The organism is Streptomyces narbonensis, from assembly GCF_014649015.1.
GTDB classification, from domain to species: Bacteria; Actinomycetota; Actinomycetes; order Streptomycetales; family Streptomycetaceae; genus Streptomyces; species Streptomyces narbonensis.
In genome coordinates this window covers 116,707-132,893 of sequence record NZ_BMSF01000012.1, presented here as the reverse complement: position 1 = coordinate 132,893, position 16,187 = coordinate 116,707, and the positions used below count along the sequence as shown (strand labels likewise).

Here is a 16,187-nt window from a genome sequence, read left to right as displayed (position 1 = left end):
GCCGCGGTCAGTTCAGCTTCTTGAGGACCTCCGTCGCGAGCGGGGCGGAGGAGGACGGGTTCTGGCCGGTGACCAGATTGCGGTCGACCACGATGTTCGGCACCCACGGCTCGCCGACCTGGACGTCCACGCCGGCCTCGACGAGGCGCGTCTCCAGGAGCCACTTGGCCTTGTCGGCGAGGCCGGCCTGGGTCTCCTCGGCGTTGGTGAAGGCGGCGACCTTGTAGCCGGCGAAGGCGTTGGTCCCGTCGTCCTTCGTTGCGGCGAGCATCGCGGCGGGGGCATGGCAGACGACGGCGAGGGGCCTGCCAGAGGCGAGGGCGTCGACCAGGATCCGGCCGGAGACCGGGTCGACGGCGAGGTCCTCCATGGGGCCGTGGCCGCCGGGGTAGAACACGGCCGCGTAGTCGTCGAGGCGCACGTCCTCCAGGGTGATCGGGTGCTTGATCTCGTCGATGGAGGCAAGGGTGGCGGCGACCTTGTCGGCGCCCTCCTGGCCGCCGTTGACCTCGGGGGCGAGGCTGCCCCGGTCGACCGTGGGGACGACGCCGCCGGGCGTGGCCACGACCACCTCGTGACCGGCGGCCTTGAACACCTCGTACGGCGCCACGGCCTCCTCCGCCCAGAAGCCGGTGGGGTGCTTGGTGCCGTCGGCGAGCGTCCAGTGGTCGGCGCCGGTCATCACGAAAAGGATCTTGGACATGCGAGGGGCTCCCAGGGTCGTCGGTGCGGCGATGTCTTCGACGCTATGCCCGCCGCCGAGAGGTTTCCAATGGAGAAACCGATGTCCGGCATGGGAAGTCCGATGGCTCCGGGGGGAATACCGTCCCGTCGGCTCCGACCTGTGGATTCGTGCATCCGGGGGTGGGTCAGGGAGCCGCCGCCGGGACGGTGAGGCCCGCGAGGGCCAGGGCCCTGGCGACGGCCGGGAGGTCCAGCGGTTCGCCGTCCGGGCCGGTGGGACGCAGCCGCTCCAGCAGCTGTCCCGGCTCCAGCCGGTGCGCCTCGGCCGCGGCCAGGAGCGTGTCGGCGCTCGGCCCGTCGGTGCTGCCGTCGACGCGGTCGGACAGGTCGGACAGTGCCCGGGCCCGGTCGACGAAGTCGCTCATGCCGCAGTCCAGGCCGTCGTCACGCAGGTCGGCGGGGTACGGCGCGCGGGCCCAGGTCCCGTGCTCGTACCAGTAGACACAGCCCAGCTCGTTGCCTTCGAGCCGGTCGCGCAGTTCGTCGTAGGGGAGCCATTCCGGGCCGCCCGTGAGCATGTCGATCGGCGGCTTGTGCCACTTGACGTCGCTGGACTCGTCCTCGCCGTAGAGCACGAACCGTCCTTCACCCATCCGGGACAGGGTCCACCAGGTGCAGCCGGCGTCGTCGTAGTGGAGGCCCTCGGCGTCGATCCAGACTCCGGTGCGGTAGCCGCTCCGGCGCTGTTCGTCCTCGGTGGTCGCGCCGACCGCGGCGAGCAGTGCCCACCGGGCCCACAGCGCCTCGCCCGTCGGAAGGTCCTCCGGCAAGCCCGGACGGTGAATGGTCATTCCTGCCCCCGTGTGTCGTCGTAGACCAGAGACCGTATCGGAGGGGTCCGACACGGTCTCCGCTCACCTGGGGCGGCCCGTCAGTCCGTCGCAGTCGTAGTCGTAGTCGTAGTCGGGGTGGGGGTCGGCGTTGTAGCGGGAGCCGGGGCCGTGGGGGCGAAGTGGCGGGCCGTGGGGGTCAGTGCCGCCGCTGCCGGTACGAGGAAGCAGGCGGCGGCGCAGACGCCGAGCACCGGCGTGACCCCGAAGGCGTCGATGGCCGGAGCGATCAGGGCCAGGCCGACCGGGGCGAGGCCGTACGACACGAGGAAGTCCAGCGACGAGACGCGGGCCAGCTTGTCCGGGGCGACCTCGCGCTGGGTGGCCGTGAACCAGGGCACGTTGAACAGCTCGATCCCGATCCCGGCGACGGCGTACGCGGCGACGACCACGAGCGGGTGCACGGGCAGCATCAGGCTCAGCGGCGCGAAGCCGTACGCGGCGAGTCCGGCGAAGGCGGCCCAGCCCTGGGATCGCGGACGCAGCCGGGCGATGACCAGCGCTCCGGCGAGCGCGCCCACGGTGTACGCGGTCATGGCCGCGGCCAGCACCCACTGGGTGTCGTAGCGGTCCCTGCTGATGAGGGGCAGCGCGACGCTGGTCGCGGAGTAGCCGAGGGCGATGACCGCGACGAGGGCGGCCAGTCCGGCGAGGAACCACGGGTGGCGCCGCGCCTCGCGTATGCCCTCCAGGAACTCGGCGCGGAAGCCGGCGCGCGGTGCGGATGCGACGGCCGGGTCCGTCGTGGTGGCCGGGCCGGTCGCGGCGCCCTTGCCGGGGACGAGCGCGGCGACGAGCCAGAGCAGGCCGATGCCGAGCAGCAGTGTCCCGATGTCCAGGAAGGCGGCGAGCAGTGCGGTCAGGGCGGGGCCGGCGAGGGTGGAACCGCGTACGGCCATGGTCATGGCGGCGTTGGCCTGCTGGCGGCGCTCGGGGTCGACGGTTTCGGCGGTGAGCGCCTGGAACGCCGGGCGGCACGCGCCCTGCCCGGCGCCGGCGAGTGCGGCGGCGGCCGTCATCAGCACCAGCGAGCGGCCGAGTCCGGCGGCGAGCAGGGGCGCGGCGGCAGCCGCAGCGAGGGCCGACCAGAGGACGACCGCGCGGCGGGAGTGGCGGTCGGCGAGCACGCCGCCGACGGCGACGGCGGCGAGGAAGCCGGCGGTGCGCGCGGCGAGGACCAGGCCGAGGCCGGCGGCGCCGAGGTCGCGGTGCAGCACGGCGAGTCCGAGGACGAAAGGCAGGGCCCAGGTCGCGAGTCCGGAGGCGGTGGTGCCCGCCCACAGACGCAGGAATGCGGTGTCGCGGAGGACCGAACGCGGTCGCGGGGTCGTGGACTTGGGTGCTGTGGGCGTGGGTGTGGTCGCCACGGTGTGGGTGCTCCTCGGAGACAGGGGGGCGCACCCCCCGGAGTAGTTAATGAAAATGAATACCATTACAGTACCCTTCGAACGCGGCACTCCTGCCCGGTGCACGACAACAGCCACGCCCGAAACGCCTGCCCGGCATCCACGCCTGTCCAGGCCCCCCCCGCAGACCGGAGACCTTCCATGCGCCACCCCACCCGCCTCGGCATCGCCCTGGCCGTCCTCCTCGCCACCGCGGGCTGCTCCACGGCGAGCGGCGACCGCTCCGCGCCGGACGCCAGTCCCGCCGGCGGGGCGTCCGCCGTGGCGGGTTCCGTCACCAGCTGCGGCCGCGAGATCCCCCTCGGCGGGTCCCCGAAGCGGGCCGTCGCCCTGGACCAGTCCTCGACCGAGACCCTCCTCGAACTCGGGCTCCAGGACCGGATGGCGGGAACGGCCAACCTCAAGACGAAGATCCCGGCGCGGTACCAGGCCGCCTATGCCGAGGTGCCCGTCATCGCACCGAAGATCGCCACGGCCGAACAACTCCGCTCGGCCACACCCGACTTCGTCCTCGCCGGATCCGCCGACCTGTTCACCCAGGACCGGGCCGGCACCCGTGAGGAACTGGACGCGCTCAAGGTCCCCACCTTCGTGAGCGCCGTGGACTGCCCGGAGCGGAACCAGGCCGGCAAGACCCCCTTCGAGCTCCTCTTCTCCGACTACGAGAACCTCGGCAAGGTCTTCGGGGCCGAGAAGCGGGCCGGTGCGCTCGCCGCAGGCCAGCGAGCCGCCGTCGCCAAGGCGGGGGCGACCGCCTCCAAGGTCCCCGAAGGTGCGGACCGGCCGACCGTCGTCTACCTCTACTCCGTCTTCAACGGCATGCCGTACGTGGCGGGCGGGACCGGCCTGCCCAGCGAGATGAGCCGGATCGTCGGCGCGAAGAACGCCTTCGACGACGTCGACGAGGACTGGCCGGAGGTCTCCTGGGAGGAAGTCGCCAAGCGGGAACCGGACTTCATCGTGATCGGCGACCTGTCCGAGCGCGGCCGGCCCGGCGACAGCGCCGCCGAGAAGCGGGCCTCGATGGCCGCGCACCCGGTGATCTCCCGGCTGGCCGCGGTCCGCGACGACAAGATCCTCGAAGTGCCGGGCATCGAGCTGGACCCCTCGGTGCGCTCGGTGCACACCCTGGGACTGCTCGCGGACGGGATGAAGGACCTCGGGTATGCGCGCTGATCCGGTCGGCCGGGGGGAGGCCGCCGACCTCCTGGCCGTGGGGTCCGCCGGTGCCGTCGCGTCCCCTGCTGCCGTCGGGTCCGCCGGTGCCGTCGCGTCCCCGGATGCCGTCGGGTCCGCCGGTGCCGTCGCGTCCCCGGATGCCGTCGGGCCCTCTGGCGCAAACGGTTACCTCGGTTCCGTCGGTTTCGGTTCCGCCCGGACCGCCCGTCGGTCCGTGGTGGCCAGGGTGGCGGTCCTCGTCCTCGCCGTGGGCGTCCTCTTCGGCTCCGTCGCGGTCGCCGTCCGCGTCGGCACCGCCGATGTGGGCTGGACCGGTCTCGGCCGTGTCCTCGGCGCCCGTCTCGGCCTGGACGTCGAGCCGTTGCCTCCACTGATGGACTCCCTCGTCTGGGACCTGCGGCTGCCGCGCGTGCTGATGGCCGCCCTCGTCGGCGCCTCGCTCGCCGTGTGCGGCACGGTGCTCCAGGCGGTCACCCGCAACGCGCTCGCCGACCCCTACCTGCTCGGCGTCTCCTCGGGCGCCTCGACCGGAGCCGTCACCGTCGTCGTCCTCGGCGTGGGCGCGAGCGCGCTCGGGGTCACCGGCGGCGCCCTCGTCGGCGCCCTGCTCTCCTTCGCGCTGCTCCTCCTGTTGCTGCGCCGCAGCGGGCTGGACTCCGTCCGCATCGTCCTCACCGGCGTGGTCGTGGGCCAACTGTTCACCGCCCTGACCTCCCTCGTCCTCATGGCCTCGGCGGACGCCGACACCACACGGGCCGTCACCCACTGGCTGCTGGGCTCGCTGGCCCCGGCCCGCTGGAACTCCGTCGTGGTCTGCGCGATCGTCACTCCGCTCGGGCTCGCGGTCGCGTGGCTCTGCTCCACCGCCCTCGACGGGCTCTCCTTCGGAACCGACACCGCGGCCTCCCTGGGGATCGGCGTGCGGCACACCCGGACGCTGCTCCTCGTGGTCACGGCCGCGCTGACCGCCGTGGCGGTGGCCACCGTCGGGGCCATCGGCTTCGTCGGGCTGATCGTCCCGCACGGGGTGCGCTTCCTCGTCGGTCCGCTCCACCGGGTGCTGCTGCCCTGCGCGGCGCTCGCCGGAGCGGTGTTCCTGGTCTGGACGGACGCGCTGGCGCGGATCGCCTTCGCGCCCCGTGAGGTGCCGGTGGGCGTCATCACCGCCCTCCTCGGCGTACCGCTCTTCCTCCTCGTCCTGCGCAGGAGGGGGGAGCTGTGAGGATCACCGCCGAAGCGCTCCGCTGGTCGGTGGGCGGCACGCCGGTCGTCCGCGACGTCAGCGTGGACATCGCCCCCGGCGAGACCGTCGGACTGCTCGGCCCGAACGGCTCCGGCAAGTCGTCGCTGCTGCGCTGTCTGGCGGGCCTCCGGGTCCCCGACGCGGGCGAGGTCCGCTACGACGGGGAGTCCGTACGCGACTGGAGTGCGCGCCGCATCGCCCGCCGAGTCGCCTTCGTCGCACAGGACTCGGGCGCGGACAGCGACCTGAAGGTCGGCGACGTCGTGGGCCTGGGACGGACCCCCTACCGGGACCGCTGGCGCGGACCGGACGCCACCGACCGGGCGGTCGTCGCCGCCGCGCTCGAACGGCTCGGACTCACCGCCCTCGCCGACCGCTCCTGGAAGGCGCTGTCGGGAGGCGAGCGGCAGCGTGCCCACATCGCCCGCGCGCTCGCCCAGCAGCCGTACGCGCTCCTCCTCGACGAGCCCACCAACCACCTCGACGTGAAACACCAGTTGGAACTGATGGAGCTGCTGGCCGGCACCGGCCGGACGGTCCTTGTCGCGATGCACGACCTGTCGCTCGCCGCCCGGTACTGCGACCGGCTGCTGCTCCTGCACCACGGCCGGCTGATCGCCTCCGGCCCACCCGCCACCGTGCTGACCGCCGACCGGCTCGCGGAGGTCTTCGAGGTGGACGCCGAACTCACCGTCGACGCCCTGGGGAACCCCCAGGTGACCTACCGAGGTCCGCTCAGCGGCGACGCCCCGCCGGTGCCGGCAAGCCGGCAACCCGTTCTCTGAAAAGGAAAGCCATGAACCGGATGATCCGCACCCCTTCGACCTATTCGACCCCTTCGACCCCTTCGAGCTCTTCGACCCCTTCCACCCTTTCGAGCTCTTCCACCCCTGCCACTCCTTCCGCCCCTCCCGCCGCAACGTCCGTCGACGGACTCGTCGAGGCCGTCCTCGCCGGTGAGCACGGGCCGCTGCCCTCCGAGCTCGTCGCGACCAGCGTCTTCTGGATCCACCACGGCACCCGCCTCGCCGGCGGTGACACCACCTACCTCAACCAGTACGTCCTCGTCCGCCTCGGCGGCTCGTTCGGCGGCTGCGCCTTCGAGGCAGGGGAGATCGACCCGGCGATCTGCCGCGACTCCTCCGGCACCCCGCTCGACGTGCTCCTCCGCGAGGCCCCGCGCCCGCTGCGGATCGCCGCGCTCGACGCCTACCTCTCCGAGGTCCGCCCGCACCGGGCGGCCGGCGCGGCGGGCGACGCCGAACCGGTCACCCTCCCCGCCGGGACCCCGGAGGTCCGTGCGAAGGCCCGGGACGCGGCCATCGCCGGCCTGCTGGACATCGAGGAGGGTGCCGAGGTGGGCCTCATCGGCGTCGTCAACCCGCTCGTCGCGGCGATCCGAGCGCGCGGCGGCCGGCCGCTGCCCTGCGACCTCAACCTCAGGACCACCCAGTGGGGGGACCCCGTCACCGCCGACATGCACGAGGTGCTCGACCGGGCCGCGGCCGTCGTCGCCACCGGAATGACCCTGAGCAACGGCTCGTTCGACACGATCCTCGACCGCTGCCGCTCCCGCGGTATCCCCCTGGTCGTCTACGCGCAGACCGGCAGCGCCGTCGCCCGGGCCTTCCTCGGCTCCGGTGTCACCGCGCTCTCCGCGGAACCCTTCCCCTTCTCCCAGTTCAGCGCCGAGGAGACGGTCCTCTACCGCTATCGGACGGTGAGCGGCGCGTGATCCCCGCCGCTCGCCCCCGCCACGACCCTCGCTCCCGTGCCGCCGGCACCGTCACCGGCGCTGTCACCGTCACCGGCGCTGTCACCGTCACCGGCGCCGTCACCGTCACCGGTGCCGGGTCCGCCCTCTGTCACCACGGCGAGATCCTCCAAGGCGTCTTCCTCGATGACGACGGACGGCGGTGCGCCGGACTGGTCACCCTCCCCATGGCCGGACCGGGCAGTGGCGCCGAGTTCGTCCGCGCCCCCGGCACGCCGCCCGAGGCGCTCACCGTCGTCCCGGCCGGCCGGAGCAAGGCCGCGCGGGCCGCGGCCCTCGCCGTGGCCGCGTGCGCTGAACGGGCCGGACAGCCGCCCTGCGGCGGGGAGTTGCGCCTCACCGGTGAGATCCCGGTGGGGCTGGGCATGGGCAGTTCCACCAGCGACGTCATCGCCGCGATCCGCGCGGTCGCGGACTCGTACGGTGCGTGCCTGTCACCCGGGACGGTCGCCCGCCTGGCGGTCCGCGCCGAGACCGCCTGCGATCCGCTGATGCTGGACGGAGGCGGCCCCGTGCTCTTCGCCCAGCGGGAGGGCCGGGTCCTGGAAGCCCTCGGCCCCTCACTGCCGCCGCTGGTCGTGGTGGGGTGCGTGCTCGGCGGCGGGGCGCCCGTGGACACGCTCGCCCTGCGCGCGTCCGAACCCGACGCCGACGACGTACGCGCCTACGAGCGGCTGCGCGCGCGACTGCGACTCGCCGTGGCGACCGGCGACGCCGCCCTGCTGGGCGAGGTCGCCACTGCCAGCGCCCGACGCGGCCAACAGGTGCTCGGACACCCCGAGTTCGACGCCCTGACCGGCATCGCCCGCCGCGTCGGGGCGGTGGGCGTGCAGATCGCGCACAGCGGCGCGGTGGCGGGCGTGCTCCTCGACCCGGCGGCGCCGGGCGTGCGGCGCCGCGTCCACGGCTGTCTGCGCGCCCTGGCGGCCCACGGGATCCCCGCCACCCGCACCTTCACGACCCCCACGACCGACACCACCACCAAGGAGCTCCGGAATGGACCAGCACATCGCGGAGTCGATCGGCCGGCCGGACCTGATACGTCTCGACGACCGGCTCGTCTGCCTGCGCTTTGAGACGATGAAGGTGGTCTCCGCGCTCGCGGCGGTACGCCACCTCCTGGACACCGGCACCGTACGCCGCGGGGACACCCTCCTGGACAGCTCCAGCGGCATCTACGCGTACGCCCTCGCCCTGGCCTGCCACCGGTACGGAATGCGCTGTCACATCGTCGGCTCGACCACCGTGGACCACACCCTGCGCACCCAACTCGCCGTGCTCGGAGCGACGTTGGAGCAGATGGAGCCGTGCAGCGACCTCAAGCTCGACCAGAAGCGGCGCGTCGAGCGGATCCACGAGATCCTCGCCGAACACCCCGAGTACCACTGGATGCGGCAGTACCACGACGACATCCACTACCTCGGCTACCGCGCGATCGCCGACCGGATCCGGGAGGCGACCCGAGCGGCCGGCCCGGACGGGACCGCCGGGCTCACCGTCGTCGGCGGGGTCGGCTCGGGCGCCTCGACCGGAGCCCTGGCCCGCTACCTGCGCGCCGCCCCGGGCGGCCCGGCCGATGTCCGGCTCGTCGGCGTCCAGCCGTACGGCAGTGTCACCTTCGGCGCCGAGCACGTCTCCGACCCCGAGATCATCATCGCCGGGATCGGCAGCTCCATCCCCTTCGGGAACGTCTCCCACGAGCTGTACGACACCCTGCACTGGATCTCCTTCGACGCGGCCCTGGCCGGCAGCGTCGACCTGCTGCGCCGGCACGCCGTCTTCGCGGGACTCTCGACCGGGGCCGGCTACCTCGCCGCCCGCCACGAACGCGAGCGCACCCCCGGGCGCACGGTCCTCTTCATCGCCGCCGACACCGGCCACCGCTACGTCGACACCGTCTACGCCCGCCACCGCGAGGCGGCGCCCCTCGCGGCCCTCGCCCCCCGCGACGTGACCGACCGCAGCGAGCTGGCGCTGCCGTGGTCGCGGATGGAGTGGAACCGCGCCCCCGCGGAGGCCGGCGCGGCGGACTCGTACGTTCCAGCGAGATGATCACTCGTTGGTGAGTTCACCTGCCGTGCCCGCCGGTCCGGCGCGAGCCTGGGGGGAGTGACAGCGATCGTGCGGCCGGGACGTGCCGCGGGTGGGGGAGCGGTGTGACGAGGGAAGCGGGACCCCGCGAGGGCCTGGACGAGCGGGCGGTGCTGCTGGCGGCGGGGCTCGCGGACCTGGCGGTGAGCACGGTGAGTACGGGACTCGGGCTCGTACGGGGCCTGTTGAGGCGCTCGGACGCCGCCGAGGTCGCGGCGGAGGCCGAGCGGGACCTGGAGGCGCGCGGCCGTCTCCTGCTCGACAGATACGCCTCGCCGCCACCGGCACACCTGGAGGTCCTCGCCCGGCACGTGCTGGCCCGGCGGGCCGGCCATGACGGCTGAGCGCTGGGAGCCGGCCGCCTTCAAGACACGCGTCGACGACGTGCTCCGGCGGTACGTCTCCGAGGAGGCCGACCTGCTGTCGGCGGTCGACCCCGCGCTGGGCCCCGTGGCCGGACAGCTGGAGGCGGCGGTCGCGGACGGCAAGCGGCTGCGCGCGGCCTTCTGCTACTGGGGCTGGCGCGCGGTGGGTCAGCCCGACAGCGAGGCGCTGCTGCGGGCGGCGGCCTCGATGGAGATCGTGCACGCGGCGGCCGTCGTCCACGACGACCTCATCGACGACAGTCCGCTGCGCCACGGCCGGCCCACCCCACACCTGGCCCTGCGCGACGCCGTGGGGCACCACCCGCGGCCCGCCGCCGGCGCCCGGTCGCTGGCGATGCTCGTCGGGGACCTGCTCATGTCGCTCGCCGGCCAGCTGTTCGTCACCAGCGGAGTCCCGGCCGCCTACCTCGGCCGGGCCCGTCCGCTCTGGGCGGCGCTGGCCCGGGACCTGATCGCCGGCGAGTGCCTGGAGATCCTGCACACCGGCGCCGCCCCGGACACGGCGGCCTCGCTGAAGGTGATCCGCTACAAGACCGCCAAGTACACCGTCGAGCAGCCGCTGTTGATCGGCGGAGCACTGGCGGGTGCAGGCCGCCGACTGCGCGAGGGGTACTCCGCCTACGGGCTGCCGCTCGGTGAGGCCTTCCAACTGCGGGACGACCTGCTCGGCCTCTTCGGAGACCCGGAGACCACCGGCAAGGCAGGCGCCGACGACGTCCACGGCCGGCGCCCCACGGCGCTGCTCGAGGAGACCTGGCGGCTCGCCGGGGACGAGGAGCGCGGTCGCCTGCGCGACCTGCTCGGCCGGCCCCGCCCCGACGGGGAAGCGCTGGATGCCGTACGCGCGCTGATGCGACGGCTGAAGGCGCCCGACCGGGTCGAGGCGATGATCACCGCGCGGGTCGAGGAGGCCCTCCGCGCCCTCGACGCACTGAACCTGCCCGCGCCGCCCGCCGCCGCGCTCACCGCCCTGGCGCACTCGGCGGCGGCCCGCCGTTCCTGACGGAGAACAAGGAGCCCTGTCCCATGACCCCGCCCACGCCTCCGCCCGCGACCCCTCCACCCGTGACCCCTCCCGCCACCCCTCCCGAGCTCCGGACCGAGGCGTCGATGGACGCCCTGCGGCGGGCCGGCGACGAACTCGCCGACGCCACGGTCGCCACGCTCTTCGAGCGGGGCGAGGTCGGCACGTTCAACACCCTGATGCGGTACGTCTCCACGGCCGGCGCGCCGCTCCCCGACGGGCTGCCCGACGTCGCCCGGGAGTACCTCCACGCGACGAGCACCCCGCCGTCCTGGGTGGACTGGGGGGAGATGGAGAAGGCCCGGCTGTTCTTCATCGACAACAACGTGCACATCTCCACCGCGCTGTCCTTCGCCTCCATGCCCGCCTGCTACCTCGTCCCGCACGTGGCGAAGCTGCTGTCGGCGACGCACGGACTGAGCTACCCGTCCAAGCGCATGGCGGAGACCGGGCAGTTCACCGTCTACCTGATGCAGCCCGACGCCTTCGAGGCCGGCAGCCGGTTCATCCCCGCCGCGCAGAAGGTCCGGCTGCTGCACGCCTCCATCCGCCACCACCTCACGCGCGAGAACCGCTGGGACGCGGCGGCGTCGGGGGTGCCGATCTGCCAGGAGGACATGATCGGCGGGCAGATGTTCTTCTCCATGCTCGTCCTCGACAGCCTGCACCGCCTCGGCATCCACATGACCTCCGAGGGCGCCGACGCCTACTACTACGCCTGGCGCGTGGTCGGCGCCATGCTGGGCGTCGACCAGGAGGCCGTGCCGAAGACCCTCGACGAGGGGCGGGGCTTCCTCGACCTGTACATGATCCGCCACATGGGGCCCTCCCCCGAGGGGTCCCATCTGACACGCCAACTGATCGATCTCTACGAGGAGATCGTGCCCGGCACCCTCTTCGACCCGATCGTGTCCGCGCTCATCCGCTACCTCGTCGGCGACACCTGCGCCGACTGGCTCGACGTGCCCCGCACCCGCTGGGACACCCTCGTCAAGTCCGTCCCCCACCTCCTCGGCGTCCTGGAGAGCATCGAGGACAGCTCCCCACTGGGTGCCTGGGCCCTGGACCGTCTCGGCCACCTCACCACCGTCCTCGAACTGTCCTCCCTCACCCGCGGACGCGTCATGCACTACGCCATCCCGGAGCACCTCAGGAAGGACTACGGCGTCTCGTCCGCCCCGGCGCGCACCCGCCGCTGGGCGCCTCCGGCCGCCACGGTCTCCCCGTGACGGCCGGGTGACGTCCGAACGGCCGTCAGGGAATGGTGAGTTCGGCCCGGACGGTGCGGGCCGCCGCCACCAGGTTCTCCAGTGAGGTACGCGTCTCGGGCCAGCCGCGGGTCTTCAGGCCGCAGTCGGGGTTCACCCAGAGCCGCTCGGCGGGGATGGCCTTCAGGCCGGTGCGGAGCAGCTCCGCGGCCTCGTCGGCGCTCGGGACGCGCGGGGAGTGGATGTCGTAGACGCCGGGTCCCGCCTCGCGTGGGTAGCCGTGGGCGGCGAGCTCCCGGGCGACCTGCATGTGGGAGCGGGCGGCCTCCAGGCTGATGACGTCGGCGTCGAGGTCGTCGATGGCCTGGACGATGTCGCCGAACTCGGCGTAGCACATGTGGGTGTGGATCTGGGTCTCCGGCCGCACGCCGGCGGTGGTGAGACGGAAGGACTCCGTCGCCCAGGCCAGGTAGTCCCCGTGGTCGGCCGAGCGGAGGGGCAGGGTCTCGCGAAGCGCCGGCTCGTCCACCTGGATGACCGAAGTCCCTGCTGCCTCCAGGGCGTTCACCTCGTCGCGCAGGGCGAGGGCGACCTGCCGGGCGGTGTCGGCGAGGGGCTGGTCGTCGCGGACGAACGACCAGGCGAGCATGGTGACGGGTCCGGTGAGCATGCCCTTGACGGGCTTGGCGGTGAGGGACTGCGCGTACGTCGTCCAGCGGACCGTCATCGGCTCGGGCCGGGAGATGTCGCCCGCGAGGACGGGCGGCCGGACGTAGCGGGTGCCGTAGGACTGGACCCAGCCGTGCTGGGTGGCCAGATAGCCCGTGAGCTGCTCGGCGAAGTACTGGACCATGTCGTTGCGTTCGGGCTCGCCGTGGACGAGGACGTCCAGCCCGGTCTTCTCCTGGAAGGAGACGACCTCCTGGATCTCGGCCCTGATGCGCTCCTCGTACCCGGCATCGTCGATCCGGCCCGCACGCAGGTCGGCCCGTGCGGTCCGCAGGTCCGCGGTCTGCGGGAACGAACCGATGGTCGTGGAGGGCAGCAACGGAAGCCGGAGGGCGGCATGTTGGGCGGCGGCCCGGTCACCGTACGGCTGGGAGCGGCGGGTGTCGGCGGCGGAGACGGCCGCGGCGCGGGAGCGGACGGCCGGGTCGCGGGTGATCGGGGAGCGGGCGCGGGAGGCGAGGTCGGCGCGGTTGGCGGCCAGTTCGGCGGTGATGGCCCCGGTGCCCTGCGAGAGCCCCTTCGCGAGGGTGACGATCTCGGCGGTCTTCTGGCGGGCGAAGGCGAGCCAGCGCAGGATCTGCGGATCGGTGTCGCGTTCGGCCGCCGCGTCGAGCGGGACGTGCAGCAGGGAGCAGGAGGCCGCGACGTCCACGTGGTCGGCGAGGCCGAGGAGGGTGCCGAGGGTGGTGAGCGAGGCGGTCAGGTCGTTGACCCAGACGTTGCGGCCGTTGACCACCCCGGCGACGAGCCGCTTGCCCGGCAGGCCGCCGACGGCGGCGAGGGCGTCGAGGTTGGCGGCCGCCCGCTCGGTGAAGTCGAGGGCGAGACCCTCGACCGGGGCCTTGGCCAGCACCGGCAGGGCGTCGCCGAGCCGGTCGAAGTAGGAGGCGACCAGGAGCTTCGGCCGGTCCTTCAGTGCGCCGAGCTCGCGGTAGGCGCGGGCGGCGGCGTTCAGTTCCGCGGGGGTGCGGTCCTGGACGAGGGCCGGCTCGTCGAGCTGCGCCCACTCGGCGCCGGCCGCCCGGAGGTCGGCGAGGACCTCGGCGTACACGGGGAGCAGCCGGTCGAGGAGGGTGAGCGGATCGAAGTCGGCCGCCACGCCGGGCGCGGGCTTGGCGAGCAGCAGGTAGGTGACGGGTCCGACCAGGACGGGCCGGGCGCCGAGGCCTCCGACCAGGGCCTCGCCGAGGGCATCGACCTGCCGGGAGGAGTCGGCCGTGAAGACCGTGTCAGGCCCCAACTCCGGTACGAGATAGTGGTAGTTGGTGTCGAACCACTTGGTCATCTCCAGCGGTGCGACGTCCTGGGTGCCGCGCGCCATGGCGAAGTAGCCGTCGAGCGGATCCGCCGCGAAGGCGGCGCGGTGGCGTTCGGGGATCGCGCCCACCATGACGGTGGTGTCGAGGACGTGGTCGTAGTACGAGAAGTCGCCGGTGGGGACCTCGTCGATGCCGGCGGCGGCGAGCTGCCGCCAGGTGGTGCGGCGCAGGTCTGCGGCGGTGGCCCGGAGGGCGTCGGCGGTGACGCGGCCCTTCCAGTAGCCCTCGACCGCCTTCTTCAGTTCCCGGTCGGGCCCCTGGCGGGGGTACCCGTACAGGGTGGACTGCGCTGCCGCGGCTGCGGACTTGGTGGTCACGGAGATCTCCTTCGCGAGATGAATCCCTGAGATCCCGGAGACGGGACGGGGCGCAAAGGGGTGACGGAACGGCCGGTACGACCCGGCGTGGTGCGATGGGGTCGTCCTGCTCGTTCTGTACGCCGACCCGCCCTCGAGGTCACCGGAATGTCCGCGCGCGGAATCGTCCGCGTGCGGGCAACGGGCAGGTCTTCGGACTCGCGGGCCCGTCCTCACGAAGGAGGACACCTAATGGCCGTCGCTTCCCAGACCCTTCCCGGGCCCAGTGCTGATGACGGCGGTCGTTCCCGCTCACCGCTGCGGGGCAGTCCCGGATTCCCACCGGGTTCCCTCTTACGACGCATCCCGTCCGGCTGACGGGGCGAACCAGCTGCACCGGCAGCGTAACCCGGCCCTCCGGCTCTCCGCACGCGATTGGACCCCGGGACCCGACAGGGCCCCGGAGTCCGTCAGGTCACGACGCGGGCGCCGCGCGCCCTTTCCGCGGCGGCTGCTCACCCGGGCGGCGTCAGCCGCCGCTCGGGCTCGCCGGGGTTTCCGGCGCCGGGGCCGGGAGGTCGTAGACGTGGTCCGGGGTCACGACGGAGGTGACGGCCTTCCCGAGGAGGGTGCTGGGTGCCGTGCCGTCGTCCGTGGTGATGTCGGTGTTCAGCAGGACGGCGAGGGTCGCCTGCGCCTCCGGGAGGTAGATCGTCAGTGACTGGTATCCCGGCAGGGAGCCGTTGTGGCCGATCCACCCCTGGATGTTGAAGATGCCCAGGCCGTAGCCCGAGCCGTCGGGGGAGCCCGGGGGGATCTTGAGGCGTTCGGCCTGGGTCTCCGGGGTGAGCAGCGTGCCCGTGGCGACGGTCTTGGCCCAGGAGCGCATGTCCTGGAGGTTCGAGATCATCGCGCCGGCCGCCCAGCCCCAGGACGGGTTCCAGTCGGTGGCGTCCTCGACCTCGCCCGACGCGGTCTGGTTGGTGTAGCCGTGGGCGTGCGGGCGGGGGAAGGCGGCGTCCGTCGGGAAGCTCGTGTGCCGCAGGCCCGCCGGTTCCACGACGTTCTTCTGGATGTAATCGTGCAGGGGCGTGCCCGTGACCTTCTCGATGGCGAGGCCGAGCAGGACCGTGTTCGTGTTGGAGTACTGGAACTCCTCGCCCGGCGGGAACTCCACCGGGTGTGCGAACGCGTAGTCCAGCAACTGCCGGGGAGTGAACTGGCGTTCGGGATTCGTGGTCAGCGCCTTGACGAAGTTCTCGTCCGCTGTGTAATTGAACAACCCGCTGCGCATGCCTGCGAGTTGGCGCAGCGTGATCTTGTCGCCGTTCGGCACGCCGTCGACGTACTCGGAGATCGGGTCGTCCAGGCCGACCTTGCCCTCGTCGACCAGCTGGAGCACGCCGGTCACCGTGAACGTCTTGGTCTCGCTGCCGATCCGCATGTAGAGACCCGGGCTCATGGCCGTGCCGGTCGCGGTGTCCGCCTCACCGAAGGACCGGATGTACGTGCCCTTCCCCGGCGCCGACAGGGCGACCGTCACGCCCGGGACGTTCGCGTCGCGCATGACCCCCTGGATCGCCTTGTCCAGCTCGGTGGCCACGGCCGGTGTGAGCTCCCGGAACTCCGTCTCCGCCGGGGAGGCCGGCGAAGAGGTGGTCGCGGTCGTCATGAACGCGGCGGGGCCCGGAGGCTCGGTGGCCACCGCGGTGCCCGCGCCCAGCGGGGCCGCGAGAATCCCGAGTGCCGCGAGACCGGCGCAGACGCGCCGCCGACGGCTGGATGAGTACGTCACGGCAGGCCTCCTGTCGACCGGGGACAGCACACCGTCTTCCAGGCTAGATCCGGAGGGCCGGGCCCGCGCGGCGGGACTTCGGCGGGAGGGCGGGACCTCGCGGTGGTGGTCCGGCGGGGAGGCGTGACTGCGCAGTGGTGGTTCGGCGGGAGGGTCGGGACGG

General features: G+C 73.1%; 14 protein-coding genes and 1 riboswitch. Of the genes, 9 read left to right on the top strand and 5 right to left on the bottom strand.

Annotated elements, in window-relative coordinates:
- Window positions 1-7: 7 nt before the first annotated feature.
- The 3 genes from IE124_RS23195 to IE124_RS23185 form a co-directional block, all read right to left on the bottom strand.
- Window positions 8-703: a type 1 glutamine amidotransferase domain-containing protein gene (locus tag IE124_RS23195; RefSeq protein ID WP_189509862.1), complete on the bottom strand. Its 696-nt coding sequence runs from the start codon at window positions 701-703 to the stop codon at window positions 8-10.
- Window positions 704-869: 166 nt separating this feature from the next.
- The gene (locus tag IE124_RS23190) at window positions 870-1,514 is read right to left on the bottom strand and encodes a hypothetical protein (protein ID WP_229832756.1); all 645 of its coding nucleotides are present in this window, start codon (window positions 1,512-1,514) and stop codon (window positions 870-872) included.
- Window positions 1,515-1,615: 101 nt separating this feature from the next.
- The gene (locus IE124_RS23185; protein WP_189509860.1) at window positions 1,616-2,941 is read right to left on the bottom strand and encodes an MFS transporter; all 1,326 of its coding nucleotides are present in this window, start codon (window positions 2,939-2,941) and stop codon (window positions 1,616-1,618) included.
- 180 nt (window positions 2,942-3,121) lie between these two features.
- Between IE124_RS23185 and IE124_RS23180 the strand changes: the two genes are divergently transcribed.
- The 9 genes from IE124_RS23180 to IE124_RS23140 all read left to right on the top strand — a co-directional run bounded on the left by IE124_RS23180 (window position 3,122) and on the right by IE124_RS23140 (window position 11,906).
- A complete protein-coding gene (locus tag IE124_RS23180) occupies window positions 3,122-4,156 on the top strand; it encodes an ABC transporter substrate-binding protein (protein ID WP_189509859.1) in 1,035 nt (344 codons plus the stop codon).
- On the top strand, window positions 4,146-5,381 hold the full coding sequence (locus IE124_RS23175; protein ID WP_229832754.1) for a FecCD family ABC transporter permease: 1,236 nt from the start codon (window positions 4,146-4,148) through the stop codon (window positions 5,379-5,381). The genes IE124_RS23180 and IE124_RS23175 overlap by 11 nt, the downstream gene beginning before the upstream one ends.
- Window positions 5,378-6,187, top strand: coding sequence for an ABC transporter ATP-binding protein (locus IE124_RS23170; RefSeq protein WP_189509858.1), 810 nt, complete (start codon window positions 5,378-5,380; stop codon window positions 6,185-6,187). Before IE124_RS23175 ends, IE124_RS23170 begins: the two co-directional genes overlap by 4 nt.
- 11 nt (window positions 6,188-6,198) lie before the next feature.
- On the top strand, window positions 6,199-7,137 hold the full coding sequence (locus IE124_RS23165; protein WP_229832751.1) for a Rossmann-like domain-containing protein: 939 nt from the start codon (window positions 6,199-6,201) through the stop codon (window positions 7,135-7,137).
- Complete coding sequence (locus IE124_RS23160; protein ID WP_229832749.1) at window positions 7,134-8,252, top strand: GHMP family kinase ATP-binding protein; 1,119 nt, start codon at window positions 7,134-7,136, stop codon at window positions 8,250-8,252. Before IE124_RS23165 ends, IE124_RS23160 begins: the two co-directional genes overlap by 4 nt.
- Complete coding sequence (locus IE124_RS23155) at window positions 8,173-9,228, top strand: pyridoxal-phosphate dependent enzyme (RefSeq protein WP_189509857.1); 1,056 nt, start codon at window positions 8,173-8,175, stop codon at window positions 9,226-9,228. The genes IE124_RS23160 and IE124_RS23155 overlap by 80 nt, the downstream gene beginning before the upstream one ends.
- 104 nt (window positions 9,229-9,332) lie before the next feature.
- The gene (locus IE124_RS23150) at window positions 9,333-9,611 is read left to right on the top strand and encodes a polyprenyl synthetase (RefSeq protein WP_189509856.1); all 279 of its coding nucleotides are present in this window, start codon (window positions 9,333-9,335) and stop codon (window positions 9,609-9,611) included.
- Window positions 9,601-10,656, top strand: coding sequence for a polyprenyl synthetase family protein (locus tag IE124_RS23145; protein ID WP_189509855.1), 1,056 nt, complete (start codon window positions 9,601-9,603; stop codon window positions 10,654-10,656). The genes IE124_RS23150 and IE124_RS23145 overlap by 11 nt, the downstream gene beginning before the upstream one ends.
- A 107-nt stretch (window positions 10,657-10,763) precedes the next feature.
- A complete protein-coding gene (locus tag IE124_RS23140) occupies window positions 10,764-11,906 on the top strand; it encodes an oxygenase MpaB family protein (RefSeq protein WP_189509974.1) in 1,143 nt (380 codons plus the stop codon).
- Between the two features lie 25 nt (window positions 11,907-11,931).
- Here IE124_RS23140 and metE read toward each other — a convergent pair whose 3' ends face one another.
- Both metE and IE124_RS23130 read right to left on the bottom strand, forming a co-directional pair.
- The gene (gene metE / locus IE124_RS23135) at window positions 11,932-14,250 is read right to left on the bottom strand and encodes a 5-methyltetrahydropteroyltriglutamate--homocysteine S-methyltransferase (RefSeq protein ID WP_189509854.1); all 2,319 of its coding nucleotides are present in this window, start codon (window positions 14,248-14,250) and stop codon (window positions 11,932-11,934) included.
- 166 nt (window positions 14,251-14,416) lie between these two features.
- Window positions 14,417-14,636: riboswitch (cobalamin riboswitch) on the bottom strand.
- Window positions 14,637-14,758: 122 nt separating this feature from the next.
- Complete coding sequence (locus IE124_RS23130; RefSeq protein ID WP_370468803.1) at window positions 14,759-16,024, bottom strand: serine hydrolase domain-containing protein; 1,266 nt, start codon at window positions 16,022-16,024, stop codon at window positions 14,759-14,761.
- Between the last annotated feature and the right edge of the window lie 163 nt (window positions 16,025-16,187).

Bases quoted from the DNA above. Each gene is read 5' to 3' on its own strand.
- IE124_RS23145 (WP_189509855.1), top strand. From the start codon at position 9,601: ATGACGGCTGAGCGCTGGGAGCCGGCCGCCTTCAAGACACGCGTCGAC.
- IE124_RS23155 (WP_189509857.1), top strand. From the start codon at position 8,173: ATGGACCAGCACATCGCGGAGTCGATCGGCCGGCCGGACCTGATACGT.
- IE124_RS23140 (WP_189509974.1), top strand. From the start codon at position 10,764: ATGGACGCCCTGCGGCGGGCCGGCGACGAACTCGCCGACGCCACGGTC.
- IE124_RS23180 (WP_189509859.1), top strand. From the start codon at position 3,122: ATGCGCCACCCCACCCGCCTCGGCATCGCCCTGGCCGTCCTCCTCGCC.
- IE124_RS23165 (WP_229832751.1), top strand. From the start codon at position 6,199: ATGAACCGGATGATCCGCACCCCTTCGACCTATTCGACCCCTTCGACC.
- IE124_RS23175 (WP_229832754.1), top strand. From the start codon at position 4,146: ATGCGCGCTGATCCGGTCGGCCGGGGGGAGGCCGCCGACCTCCTGGCC.
- IE124_RS23195 (WP_189509862.1), bottom strand. From the start codon at position 703: ATGTCCAAGATCCTTTTCGTGATGACCGGCGCCGACCACTGGACGCTC.